This is a genomic window from Colwellia psychrerythraea, assembly GCF_000764185.1.
GTDB lineage: Bacteria > Pseudomonadota > Gammaproteobacteria > Enterobacterales > Alteromonadaceae > Colwellia > Colwellia psychrerythraea_B.
Map to the genome: position 1 here is coordinate 1 of NZ_JQEC01000070.1, position 12723 is coordinate 12723.

10 protein-coding genes are annotated in these 12723 nt (G+C 38.9%); 7 read left to right on the forward strand and 3 right to left on the reverse strand.

What is annotated here, in order from left to right; all coding sequences use genetic code 11:
* Positions 1 to 390: 390 nt before the first annotated feature.
* Complete coding sequence (locus GAB14E_RS02655) at positions 391 to 1152, reverse strand: class I SAM-dependent methyltransferase (RefSeq protein ID WP_033084174.1); 762 nt, start codon at positions 1150 to 1152, stop codon at positions 391 to 393.
* 54 nt (positions 1153 to 1206) lie between these two features.
* Between GAB14E_RS02655 and GAB14E_RS02650 the strand changes: the two genes are divergently transcribed.
* The 4 genes from GAB14E_RS02650 to dusC all read left to right on the forward strand — a co-directional run bounded on the left by GAB14E_RS02650 (position 1207) and on the right by dusC (position 4904).
* The gene (locus GAB14E_RS02650) at positions 1207 to 2103 is read left to right on the forward strand and encodes a bifunctional GNAT family N-acetyltransferase/hotdog fold thioesterase (protein WP_033084175.1); all 897 of its coding nucleotides are present in this window, start codon (positions 1207 to 1209) and stop codon (positions 2101 to 2103) included.
* A 73-nt stretch (positions 2104 to 2176) separates the two neighbouring features.
* Complete coding sequence (locus GAB14E_RS02645; protein ID WP_033084176.1) at positions 2177 to 2680, forward strand: nuclear transport factor 2 family protein; 504 nt, start codon at positions 2177 to 2179, stop codon at positions 2678 to 2680.
* The gene (locus GAB14E_RS02640; protein ID WP_033084177.1) at positions 2677 to 3588 is read left to right on the forward strand and encodes an SDR family oxidoreductase; all 912 of its coding nucleotides are present in this window, start codon (positions 2677 to 2679) and stop codon (positions 3586 to 3588) included. The genes GAB14E_RS02645 and GAB14E_RS02640 overlap by 4 nt, the downstream gene beginning before the upstream one ends.
* A gap of 383 nt (positions 3589 to 3971) precedes the next feature.
* A complete protein-coding gene (gene dusC / locus GAB14E_RS02635; protein ID WP_033084179.1) occupies positions 3972 to 4904 on the forward strand; it encodes a tRNA dihydrouridine(16) synthase DusC in 933 nt (310 codons plus the stop codon).
* A gap of 332 nt (positions 4905 to 5236) precedes the next feature.
* On the opposite strand, the gene GAB14E_RS02630 is transcribed toward dusC, so the two are convergent.
* A complete protein-coding gene (locus tag GAB14E_RS02630; protein WP_033084180.1) occupies positions 5237 to 6136 on the reverse strand; it encodes a LysR family transcriptional regulator in 900 nt (299 codons plus the stop codon).
* Between the two features lie 403 nt (positions 6137 to 6539).
* On the opposite strand from GAB14E_RS02630, the gene hutH reads away from it, so the two are divergent.
* The gene (gene hutH, locus GAB14E_RS02625; RefSeq protein WP_033084181.1) at positions 6540 to 8069 is read left to right on the forward strand and encodes a histidine ammonia-lyase; all 1530 of its coding nucleotides are present in this window, start codon (positions 6540 to 6542) and stop codon (positions 8067 to 8069) included.
* An 18-nt stretch (positions 8070 to 8087) separates the two neighbouring features.
* Positions 8088 to 10130: a urocanate hydratase gene (locus tag GAB14E_RS02620; protein ID WP_052094062.1), complete on the forward strand. Its 2043-nt coding sequence runs from the start codon at positions 8088 to 8090 to the stop codon at positions 10128 to 10130.
* Positions 10131 to 10324: 194 nt separating this feature from the next.
* Here GAB14E_RS02620 and hutC read toward each other — a convergent pair whose 3' ends face one another.
* Entirely contained in the window at positions 10325 to 11062 is a 738-nt protein-coding gene (gene hutC / locus GAB14E_RS02615) for a histidine utilization repressor (RefSeq protein ID WP_052094063.1), read from the reverse strand.
* 277 nt (positions 11063 to 11339) lie between these two features.
* Between hutC and hutI the strand changes: the two genes are divergently transcribed.
* The gene (gene hutI, locus GAB14E_RS02610) at positions 11340 to 12572 is read left to right on the forward strand and encodes an imidazolonepropionase (protein WP_033084182.1); all 1233 of its coding nucleotides are present in this window, start codon (positions 11340 to 11342) and stop codon (positions 12570 to 12572) included.
* Positions 12573 to 12723: the final 151 nt, after the last annotated feature.

Below are 12723 nucleotides of genomic sequence, written 5' to 3' on the forward strand. Positions count from 1 at the left end.
TGAAACTGTTATTGCAGAAGTTAAAGCGGCTAAAATAGCTAAAGACGCTGCTAGAAAATAGTTAACACTTAATTGTTAATTTAAAAGCCTACTTCGGTAGGCTTTTTTGTGTCTTAAATTTGATAACTAAGCGTTTAAGGCATGAAGAAAATTCCAACTGAATTATCTCAGCTAACAATACAGGTGCCTTGTCCTAATAACGGTGCGAAACTGTTATTGCAGAAGTTAAAGCGGCTAAAATAGCTAAAGACGCTGCTAGAAAATAGTTAAACAATAATTATTTTGATAAAAGCATGCTTCGGCATGCTTTTTTATTGCCTGAAATTTAGGACGTTTGTCTTAACAAGCACAGTGAAGCAGAAATGATTGAAATAAAAGCGGTAACAGGGGTTAATTCAGTTGTAAGCCATGAGGCCAAAATTTTCGCCAGCGCTTCATTGTTACTAATGGAAGATAACTTTGTTTATTACGCTTTATTAAACGGTGCAGTGGCCAATCTTTAGGTGTTAAGTGAATAACAATATTCAGGTAATTAGGAATATTAAAATAAGTTATATGATGCTCTGGTTGTAGCTGCTGCAATATGGTTAGACATAAGTTAATATCGCTATCGCTAATGTCAGGTAAGTTAATGGATAAACAGGCTTGCGAATTCAACTTAGCCGTTAGCGTTTCAAGTTGCTTGACGATGGCATCAAAGCCAAACTCTTGCGACTGATAGACATCACAAATAATCCAATCAAGTTCAACAGCACTTTGCTGTGCTAACCAGCTCATGCCATCAGCACAGGCAATGTCTAGTTTAGCCTGCTCAGGGTTAAAATATTGCTCGAAACTGTCGATAACACCTTGACTATGATCGATTGTCGTTAACTTTATCTCGCTTGATAAATGTTGTAAAAATCGAGTCAGGTTACCACCACCCAAGCCCAATTCAATGATGCGTTTTGGCCGAAAAAAAAGCAGTGGTAACATCAGCGCAATTTGATGGGGTAGGGTTAATTGCCAAGGCTTACGTCTGTGCATAACACTTTGCACTATGTCACTAAATGCCATCCAGCGATAATAGTCGTTTTCACTAACCGTTATTGCATCTTGTTGTTGGCTTAAATACACTAAGCGACCTTGGGCTAAATGTTTTGTCAACTGCATTAACCAATTCCTAAATTTACTGTTAATAATCTTGAATAAGCGTAAGGATAGCCAATGAATGTCTGTAGGTCACCAAAAACAGCTGTAGAGTTTGAGCAATATTACCAATTACGTTGGCAAGTGTTACGCAAGCCATGGGGCCAGGCACTGGGTAGTGAACGAGATAGTCTAGAGCAAGAAAGTTTCCATCGCATGATTATCGATGAAAATAATACTGTATTAGCGGTTGGTCGACTAGAAAAATCTAGCCAGTTCAGCGCTAAAATTCGCTTTATGGCTGTAAGCTCAAAAGCGCAAGGACAAGGTCTTGGTCAGATAATTATCAAAGCGCTAGAGCTAGCAGCACAAAAGTTAGGTATTACTGAGTTGAGTTTAAACGCTAGGGAAAGTGCTATGGCTTTTTACCTGAAGCTCGGTTACCAGTCTCACGGTTTTTCACACCTATTATTTGATGAAATTAAACATTTTTCGATGAGTAAAACCTGTACTCATGCTAATAATCACCAGCTTATATCGTCAACTGCACTGCAAGATGTTTGGCATGATACTATTCCGCTCAGCAAAGCGATGAACATTAAAATTAGTTATTTTGATGGTCAAGAGCTTATCACTCATTGTGACGCTAGCTTTAATAAAAACTTACATAACACTATGTTTGCTGGCAGTATTTATACCTTGGCAACATTATCTGGCTGGGGCTGGGTATATTTGCAACTACAACAACAGCAGATAAAAGGTGACATTGTCTTAGCAAAAGCTAATATCGAATATCATGCGCCGATAGCAGGACTTGGTTACGCAAAAGTTTCTGCAGCGTCAGTATCAGGTGACTTCAGTCGATTAACATTAGGTAAAAATGCTCGTATTAAGTTAACCGCGCATATTTATAATGGTGATAATATTGCGGCAACCTTTACCGGTAGTTATGCTGTTTTAGCCGCTAAGCCTTAGTAAAATTCGAGCATAAGCATAAACATAAAACTAAACCAGAAACTAATTTTGAAAGTTCATAAGTGAGAAAATAATGAAAAAGTATTCTTTAGCCGTTATAGCGATAGTGTTAGCTATAGCTTCTGGCTTGTTTAGCTTTAAGGCACTTGCCGCTACGGATGAGAAAAATATAGCCAAAGTATTAAATAGCTTTCATCAAGCTGCTGCGAGTGCAAAGGCTAAGCCCTATTTCGACTTACTTAGCGAAGATGCTATTTTTCTTGGGACCGATGCCAGCGAGCGCTGGAGTAAAGAGCAGTATAAAGATTTTGTTGTGCCATATTTTTCAAAAGGTACAGGCTGGCTCTACATACCAACAGAGCGTAACATCAGTATTATTCAAGCTGGGCAGGTAGCCTTTTTTGATGAATTATTATTTAGTGAAAGCTATGGTAGTTGTCGTGGCTCAGGGATATTAATTAAAACCGCTCAAGGCTGGAAAATTTCCCAATATAATCTATCAATCCCAATGCCTAATGGTTTAGCTAAAGCGCTGGTGACACAAATTAAATCTTATGAAAAGAATAATAATCAATGAAAAATAAAGTTAACCTATTGTTAGGTAGTTCAGTAGGCATAGTCGGTTGTGGTTGGTTGGGCACCGCATTAGCGCATCAGTTGAAAAAACAAAATATCGAAGTACTGGCAACCCGTAGCAATGCTGAAAATGTCGAGCAGTTAAAAAGTGAAGGTCTCACTGCTGAAGTCTTATGTTTACCTACAGAGCAAACGTTGTTAAATAAGCACCCCATTTTTAATCGACAATGTTTAGTCATCGCCATTACGCCACAATTTCGACAGGGCCGAGTAGATTATGCACAAAAAGTTCAGCAGTTAGTTGCTGCAGCTAAAGCGAGTAACTGTGTCGAGAAAATTATTCTACTGAGCAGTAGTGCAGTTTATAACGGTTTATCAGGATTAGTTGATGAAAACATTAAATTGGATTTATCCGCTGATAAAGTATCGCTATTAAGTCAAGCTGAGCAAGCTGTGCTTCTATTTAATGAGCATCGTTATGGTAAACAAAGCTTTAATGAGTCAAATGATGGCCTAGTTAATCGTAATGGTTATGTACTGAGGTTATCGGGTTTAGTTGGACCTAATCGTCATCCAGGCAAGTTTTTGTTAAATGGTCGTATGTTAAAAAGTCCACAAGCCATTGTGAACTTGATTCATCAACAAGATGCAGTTGGCCTTATTCAGGCAATATTAACAAGTAACCTCGTTGGTGGGATTTTTAATGGTGTTAGCTCAACTCAAGTAACTAAAAAGCAATATTATCAGGCAGCAGCTACAGCCTTACAATTACCTGCTCCGGTTTTTGAAGAGGATGAGATGTTATCAGGTGATGAGCCTAAGATAGTCTCAGGTAGCAAAACGAAAGCGGTGTTAAACTATCATTTTGTCTATGCCGATTTACTCAAATGGCTTGATCAAGGTAACTAGGTTATCTGTTTTATAAGCAGCTTATCGTTTTCACTGGCAGTGATCCTTATACTGCAAGGCAGTACTTTGATATACTAGCGCCGATATTTATTACTGAGTCGTCTTTTGAATTTACTGCCAACAAACTTTATTACTCGCCATCAAGCTAAACTACTGTTTATTGTGGTTTGGGGCCATGTCACTATTTTGGATCTTTGCTATGTTACTTATTCAGGCCCGATCTTTTTTTGGCAAGAGAGTTTACAGTTATTCACCATCATTACTCACCTAACAGTTGCCTCTTTAACCTTAGTTTTTTACTTTATGCTGATAAAGTTAATGACGTATTACCGGACGCGAAAAACCTCGAAAATATTGTTAGCTAATGAAAGTGCTGCATATTAATGCGTGTTGTACTTGCCCCAATGGAAGGCGTGTTAGATTACAGAATGCGTGATTTACTTACCCAAGTAGGTAGTTATGATCTCTGTGTCACTGAGTTTATTCGTGTGGTTGACCAAGTGCTTCCCGATCGTGTTTTTCATCGTTACTGCCCCGAGTTAATTGGTGCTGATGTTTACGGTAGCTGCACTAAAGCGGGCACACCTGTTCGTGTACAGTTATTAGGACAATATCCTGAGTATATGGCTGAAAATGCCGCTAAAGTGATTGAGCTTGGTTCCAGTGGTATCGATTTGAATTTTGGTTGCCCCTCTAAAACGGTTAATAAAAGTCGTGGCGGTTCTATTTTATTAAAAGATCCTGAAAATCTTTATCAAATAATAAAAGCCGTTAAAGAAGCGGTACCTAACGAGACCATTGTCAGTGCTAAAATTCGTTTGGGTTATGAAGATAAAACCCTCGCCATAGAAAATGCGCAAGCGGTTGAGGCAGCAGGGGCCAATGAACTTACTGTACATGCCCGTACTAAATTAGAAGGTTATAAACCACCTGCGCATTGGCAGTGGATTGCTAAAATTAAAAATGCCATTAATATTCCCGTTATCGCTAATGGCGAAATTTGGAATTTAGCAGATGCCATCAAATGTCGAGAAGTTTCTGGCTGTAAAGATCTTATGGTTGGTCGTGGCGCACTGACTATTCCGAACCTAGGGCAGGTCATTAAACAAGAAAGTAATATTATGCCGTGGTTAGAAGTGCTAGCTATATTATCTGCTTATACAGAATTTGAAACTCACGGCGACAAGAGTAAGTATTACTGTAATCGTATCAAGCAATGGCTGAAATATTTAAAAAATCATTATCAACAAGCAGATGAGCTATTTGTCGATATTCGACGATTAAAAACGGCAGAAGAGATTAAAGCTGCGCTTTAAATGTAGCTCGGAAGCGTTAGCAAGGGCGACATATGTTGCCCTTTTTTGTGTTTTTATTTAACCTGAGCGCTGGATAAGCAGCACTTGCTCAATATTCCCCTTTATCCAATTATCGGCGTTAAAACGTCGATAAATAACCTATTATTCATAAACGTTTTGCCTTGATAATTGAAGAAATTGAAACATCGATAGAGTATATATCTACTTCATCTAGTAAGTTTTTTTCTTAACAATCGTAAGCAGTATTTTTTACTTAAGCATCAAGTACTCATTATCCAGAGTTCAGGTTATTTTCCTTTAATTTTTAATTCCTTCACCTGCCAATACAAGCATTAGCCAAAAGAATGACAGCGTTTGATTTCTTCTATCAGTGCATTTGCTAACGGTGAGATGATGTTATTTTTTGAGGAGATTAAGACGACAGGTATTTGATAAGAATATTTCTCAGGTAAAATTGCCTTGAATAGCCCTTTTTCGACCCAATAATTTGCATAATGGTCGGGTAAATAACCGATAAATTCTCCAGATAATATTAAGTGGGCTATGCCTTCATCGTGATAAGCAATGGCGCTGGTTTGATAATTTAAACCGTCATTCCTACTTTCTTTATCACGCATATAGTTACTGGTTATCACTTCGGCATCTTGTAGCAGTTTATTGATTTCTGAAGGTTTGCAATCAAATAAAGGGTGGTCGACAGCACAATACAAGTAATTATTTTCATTGTGTAAAGGATAATAGTCTAAGCCGCGTAAGTGGTGTCTACTTACGCCAATTCCCACCAAAGAACGACCATTGACTACAGATGTTTCAACTTCTCGTGCTTCACAAACATTAATATCAAACTGAATATTATTACTTTTTGCTTTCAATGCACGAATGGTACGGGCAACACCGCAACGAGGATCACTGACTAAAGTATCTATGGTCGCAATAGTTACTCGGCCTGAAAGTTCATTTTTAGAGCTGGCGACAGTACTAGCAAACGCTTCACATTGTTGTAGTAATTCTAATGAAGCTTGATAAGTCACGCGACCAGATTCTGTTATCTCAAAGCCACTACGGCCACGTTTACATAACTTGATACCTAAACGCACTTCTAAGTCAGATAAGTGGGAACTAATGGTAGAACGACCTATATTTAAACGGGACTCTGCCGCTGATAAACCGCCACACTCAACGATGGCGACGAATATTCTCAGTAAACGTAAATCAACGTCATGAACTTGCATTTTTATATTCTCATTAGTTCGATATAATCGGAATGAATTACGATTATTATGTATTTATAAAACATATAGAGCAAGTTAAAATAATTTCATTAGTCGCACGTTGTGCACAAAACAACTAATACCAAACGGATTAATTTCTTGGTCAACTTAGAGTTACATTAGCGAACTTAAAACAAATAAAATGAGTTAAACATAGTTCCTCTATATTTCATTCATTTTGTGATGTTATCAGTTTGCTAATGAACTCCCGAAGGGCGAGTTTAAAAGGTCTATATGCAGCGTTATTGATTTTGACAAGGGAATAACCATTCTCTTTAATCAATGCCTTGCCTCTAAACCTTTTAATTCTCGCTAAGTGAGCAATAAATTAGTCCGGTTGGTATAAATATTTAGGAGAATTCAGATGACGTTTAAATATGGTATAGACCGTTTAAATCTTGATATCGTAAATGGTATTGCTAACGGCAGTATTCAAGCTGAGCTTTGCCAAGAAGCGATAGATAAAATCAATACAAGTCGCCAAAGAGTAGATAAAATGGCCGCTTCAGATAAAGCAGTCTATGGTATCAATACGGGTTTTGGTCCGTTATGCGATACCCAAATTTCTCCTGAAGATACTAATTTATTACAAAAAAACCTGCTAATCACTCATGCCGTAGGTGTTGGTGAGCCAATTGAAAAAGCAATTTCAAAGCTGATGTTGATCACTAAAGTACACGCACTTAGTCAAGGATTTTCAGGTATTCGCCTTGAAGTAGTAGAACGTATGTTAGCGTTTATCAAACTTGATTTGATCCCCGTGGTGCCTGAACAAGGTTCAGTGGGTGCATCAGGTGATTTAGCACCACTTTCTCACTTATTTTTACCATTACTTGGTGAAGGTGAGTTCTGGCAAGGTGAAGAGGGGAAAAATAGAGAAATAGTGCCGGCTGCACCGCTACTTCGCGAACATGGTCTAGACGTGATGGACCTGCAAGCAAAAGAAGGCTTGGCGTTAATTAATGGCACACAATTTATATTATCTCACGGCATCACAGCATTAACTAAAATGCGTTACTTATTAGACCTAGCAGATATGACAGGTGCAATGAGTATCGAAGGTATGCAAGGTAGCGAATCTCCATTTAGAGACGAGTTACATCAAACACGTGCATTTAAAGGTAACCTTGTTGTTGCTGCGCGCATGAGAGAGTTCTTTAAAGATTCACAAAACATGGCTGATCATGAAGAGTGTGATCGTGTGCAAGACCCTTATTCATTGCGCTGTATTCCACAAGTGCATGGCGCATCACGTAATGCCTATTATCATTTAGAAGAGTTAGTTGAAATTGAAATGAATTCTGTTACTGATAACCCAATTGTTATCAGTAGCGAAGAAGCAATTTCAGGTGGTAGTTTCCATGGCCAACCGTTGGCAATGGTGCTTGATTATGCTTCGATTGCCGCATCAGAGTTGGGCAACATTTCAGACAGACGTTGTTACCTATTATTAGAAGGTATTCACGGTTTACCAAGATTATTGACCTCTGCAGGTGGCTTAAACTCAGGCATGATGATCCCGCAATATGCAACAGCGGCACTGGTAACCGAGAACAAATCGCTTTGTTTCCCACCCTCTGCTGATAGTGTACCTACCTCGATGGGTCAGGAAGATCATGTCTCCATGGGCAGTATTTCTGGCAGACAATTAAATCAAATTTTAGGTAATTTAGAGAAAATACTGGCTATCGAATTAATGTATGCGGCACAAGCTCTTGAATTTAGACGCCCTAACAAATGCTCTGATATTATTGAACTAAACCACCAAATCATTAGAGCAAAAGTCGCTAAACTTGAAGAAGATAGATTATTAAAACCTGACATTGATGCCATGATCAGATTAGTTAAGTCACAAGCGTTTACCGTTAGTTTAAACGTTGATGACAGCAAATAATTAGGGGAGCCAATTACCATGAATACAACGATGAATTTAAAAGACCTAACGCTTTTTAAAGAAGAGATTCAGCAAGGCATTCCAAGCGTATTGCCACAAGCAAAGGCTTACCCTGCTGATGCCAATCGTGCTCCGAAACGTAAAGATATTCTTAATAGCGATGAAAAACAGTTAGCGTTAAGAAATGCGTTGCGTTACTTCCCTAAAGAATGGCATCAGGAATTAGCTACTGAGTTTGCTCAAGAGCTAAAATACTTCGGTCGTATTTATATGTACCGCTTTAAGCCTAGCTACCATATGAAAGCTCGTTCAATCGCTGATTATCCGGCAAAATGTCAGCAAGCTGCAGCTATCATGTTAATGGTTGAAAACAACCTAGACCCTGCTGTTGCACAACACCCTGAAGAGTTAATTACTTATGGCGGCAATGGTGCAGTTTTTCAAAACTGGGCACAATACTTGTTGACGATGAAGTACTTAAGTGAGATGGAAAACGATCAAACCTTGCATTTATACTCTGGTCACCCGATGGGATTATTCCCGTCATCTTCAGAAGCGCCACGTGTTGTAGTAACCAATGGCATGATGATCCCTAATTATTCTAAACCAGATGATTGGGAAAAGTTTAATGCCTTAGGTGTAACGCAATATGGGCAAATGACTGCGGGGTCATTCATGTACATTGGCCCACAAGGCATTGTTCATGGCACCACTATTACGGTGATGAATGCCTTCCGTAAAGTGCTTAATACCGGTGGAAAGAAGGGCGAAACATCTAAAGGTAAAGTATTCCTAACAGCTGGCTTAGGTGGCATGAGTGGTGCGCAACCTAAAGCAGGTAACATAGCTAATTGCATTACAGTATGCGCAGAAGTTAATGCTAATGCCGCGACTAAACGCCATCAGCAAGGTTGGGTTGACGAGTTAATTGATGACATGGATGAGCTTGTTGCGCGTGTCAAAGAAGCACAAGCTAGTGAAGAAGTCGTATCAATTGCTTACATCGGGAATATCGTTGATGTATGGGAACGTTTTTATGAAAAAGAAGTTTTCATTCATTTAGGCTCAGACCAAACGTCATTGCACAACCCTTGGTCAGGCGGTTATTACCCAGTAGACATTAGCTATGAAGAATCGAATCGATTAATTCGAGAAGAACCAGAAGTGTTCAAAGTAAAAGTACAAGAAACACTTAGGCGCCATGCCGATGCAGTAAATAAACATACAGCTAAAGGCACTTACTTCTTCGACTACGGCAACGCTTTCTTATTAGAAGCTTCTCGTGCTGGTGGTGATGTAATGGCTGAAAATGGCATCGACTTTAAATATCCTTCATATGTTCAGGATATTCTTGGGCCAATGTGTTTTGACTATGGCTTTGGACCATTCCGTTGGGTATGTGCTTCTGGTAAACCTGAAGATCTAGATAAAACCGATGCTATTGCAGCAAGTGTGCTTGAAAGAATCATGCAAGAATCGCCTGAAGAAATTCAGCAACAAATGCAAGACAACATTACCTGGATTAAAGACGCCAAGCAAAACAACTTAGTTGTTGGCTCACAAGCTCGCATTCTTTATGCTGATGCACAAGGCAGAATGGAAATTGCTAAAGCCTTTAATGATGCCATTAATAGTGGTGAAATTGGTCCTATAGTACTAGGTCGTGATCACCATGATGTCAGTGGTACCGATTCACCATACCGCGAAACGTCTAATATTTATGATGGCAGTCGCTTTACCGCTGATATGGCAATCCACAATGTAATTGGCGACAGTTTCCGTGGTGCTACTTGGGTTTCTATCCATAATGGCGGCGGCGTTGGTTGGGGTGAAGTAACCAACGGTGGTTTTGGTATGTTACTTGATGGTACTGATGATGCAGAGCGTAAGCTAAAGTCTATGCTGTTATTTGATGTTAACAATGGCATTGCACGTCGCAGTTGGGCGAGAAATGAAGAAGCTAATTTTGCAATAAAGCGCGAAATGGCCAGAACGCCTAAACTTAAAGTTACCTTAGCGAACCTAGTTGATGACGATATTTTAAATAACTTATCACTGTAAAAGATTAGAGGCTATTCCTTTTAGATAGGAATAGCCTCTAGACTAGCAGAGCTATTTCGTAGATATTGGCATAGCTCCGCATTCATTCCTGAGAAATCCCCAGACTCTTATGCTACTTATTACTACTGAGTAATATTAGTTACTCATCTATTTTTACGTTAAATTCTGTATTAAAGTTTCTATTTTTAGCAACACTAGACAACTAAGTGGCTACCTAAGCGATATTTATTACCTGGCGATGTTAAAATAGCGAAACTGACTACACCTTGTTTAGACCAAGTACGACGTTTTACTTGTAAGCAGGGGATATTCGTTTCGATCTCTAAATGCTGACAAACTTCAGGACTTGCTAATACCGCTTCTATTTCGTGAGTTGCTTCTGTTAAAGGTGCCACCGATGAAAGGTATTCATGTGGAGTAATTTGGGTAAAGTCTTGTAATAAATATTCAGGCACTAAACTGGCATTAACATAACGTTGTTCTAATTGAATAGCTTCGTCATTTTCAAGATGTAAAATCTCTGAATAATAAACGTGTTCATTATTTTTCAAATTTAATAAAATGGCTAACTCTTCACTAACAGCAATAGATCTGAGTATTAACTGTTTGGCTTTATGTTGATGACCACGTTCACTAATTTCATCACTAATATTACGAATTTCTAACAGCGACGATTGCGATTTAAAGGTAGCGACAAAGGTGCCTGCGCCTTGTGATCGTACTAAGATTCCTTGCTCGGTTAAATCTTGTAAAGCGCGTCTTGCGGTCATACGGCTAACATCGAATTTTTGAGTTAATTCATTTTCAGAAGGTACCTTGGCATTCTGTGGCCATTCACCAGACTCAATGTTTTCGCAAATATACTGTTTTATCACTGTATATTTAGCCGGTTTAGCTGATTTATTTACTGTATTATCGCTATTAGTTGCCATTGTCTTTTCTGCCGTATTTAGGCGGGCTCTGAAGTTAACTTAATGATAAGGTCGCATAAATTTCAGGAAAAGGCAAGGGTTGTATATACAAGTTGTGTGTTGATAGGATAAAAGGTAGAATTTATATTAAATAGGTAAGTTTGGCTTACCAGAGAGCAAACTTGGCGAATAAAGACTATAACTATCTTTATCTTAGCAATAGCTTCTATAAAATAAGTTGATGCTGGTCTTTAATACTCAAGTGACAACTATTTTATCACGATTATCAGGCACTTTTATGACTAATTCACATTCTTGGCAAACCCTTTATATTAACGTTAATTTAGCTACTATGACTGACGGGGGCAATAGCTATGGTGAAGTTAATCAAGGTGCACTAGCGATAGCTGAAGGGAAAATTGTCTGGTTAGGAAAAGAAGCCGATCTACCCAGTTATGATGCAAGCAAGGTTAAGGTGATTGATGGTAAGAGTCAGTGGTTATCGCCGGGCCTAATCGATTGTCATACCCATCTGGTTTATGGGGGCAATCGCGCCAACGAATTTGAAATGCGCTTGCAAGGTAAAAGCTATCAAGAAATTGCTAATGCGGGCGGCGGTATTGTTTCTACTGTTACAGCGACTCGAAAGGCTAGTGAGCAAGAATTACTGGCAAGCGCTTTACCTAGACTAACCGCGTTACACCAGCAAGGTGTAACTACCGTTGAAATTAAATCAGGTTATGGTTTAGATACTGTTAATGAAATTAAAATGCTTAAAGTGGCTGGTCTGTTAGCTGATGAATTGCCGGTAACTATCAAGCGTACTTTTCTCGGCGCCCATGCTTTACCAACTGAATATAAAGATGATGCTGATGGCTACCTTGATATTGTTTGCAATGAAATGCTGCCACAGGTGGTTAATGAAAACTTAGCCGACGCGGTTGATGTGTTTTGTGAAGGTATAGGTTTTAGCCTGGCACAAACTAAGCGTGTTTTTGAGGCAGCAGCATCTTATAACCTACCGATTAAAGTACATGCAGAACAATTATCGAATCTTGGCGCTTCTGAGCTGGCAGCTAATTATGATGCTTTATCTTCTGATCATATTGAATTTTTAGATGAAGCGGGCATTAAGGCAATGAAAAAATCAGGCATGACCGCGGTATTATTACCTGGCGCTTTTTACTTCTTGCGTGAGACGCAATTACCACCAATCGACTTACTGCGTCAATATCAAGTGCCTATGGCAATAGCAACCGATGCTAACCCAGGTACATCACCAATACATAATATTCACCTAATGTTAAATATGGCGTGTACATTATTTAAATTAACGCCAAGCGAGGCTTTAGCAGGTATTACTTGTTATGGTGCAAAAGCCCTAGGATTAGACATGTCTAAAGGTCAGTTGGCCGTTGGCTTTGATGCTGATATTGCACTTTGGAACATAGACCAACCAGCAGAGTTATGTTATCAGTTTGGCGTAAATCCGTTATCAGCTCTATATCAAGCGGGTAAACAAGTTATTTAACTTTAACTTTAAGTTTTATTTTTTAAGCTGAACTGTACCGTGCGCTAATACATGCAAACAGACAGCAATATTTTGTTCTCAGTATTGTTTAAAGCCACTAACAGCTTTGTACTAAGTTGTTAGTGGCTTATTTGATTTTATCGACCCCAGA

Bases quoted from the DNA above. Each gene is read 5' to 3' on its own strand.
- dusC (WP_033084179.1), top strand. From the start codon at position 3,972: ATGCGTGTTGTACTTGCCCCAATGGAAGGCGTGTTAGATTACAGAATG.
- GAB14E_RS02645 (WP_033084176.1), top strand. From the start codon at position 2,177: ATGAAAAAGTATTCTTTAGCCGTTATAGCGATAGTGTTAGCTATAGCT.
- hutI (WP_033084182.1), top strand. From the start codon at position 11,340: ATGACTAATTCACATTCTTGGCAAACCCTTTATATTAACGTTAATTTA.
- GAB14E_RS02630 (WP_033084180.1), bottom strand. From the start codon at position 6,136: ATGCAAGTTCATGACGTTGATTTACGTTTACTGAGAATATTCGTCGCC.
- GAB14E_RS02640 (WP_033084177.1), top strand. From the start codon at position 2,677: ATGAAAAATAAAGTTAACCTATTGTTAGGTAGTTCAGTAGGCATAGTC.
- GAB14E_RS02655 (WP_033084174.1), bottom strand. From the start codon at position 1,152: ATGCAGTTGACAAAACATTTAGCCCAAGGTCGCTTAGTGTATTTAAGC.
- GAB14E_RS02650 (WP_033084175.1), top strand. From the start codon at position 1,207: ATGAATGTCTGTAGGTCACCAAAAACAGCTGTAGAGTTTGAGCAATAT.
- hutC (WP_052094063.1), bottom strand. From the start codon at position 11,062: ATGGCAACTAATAGCGATAATACAGTAAATAAATCAGCTAAACCGGCT.
- hutH (WP_033084181.1), top strand. From the start codon at position 6,540: ATGACGTTTAAATATGGTATAGACCGTTTAAATCTTGATATCGTAAAT.
- GAB14E_RS02620 (WP_052094062.1), top strand. From the start codon at position 8,088: ATGAATACAACGATGAATTTAAAAGACCTAACGCTTTTTAAAGAAGAG.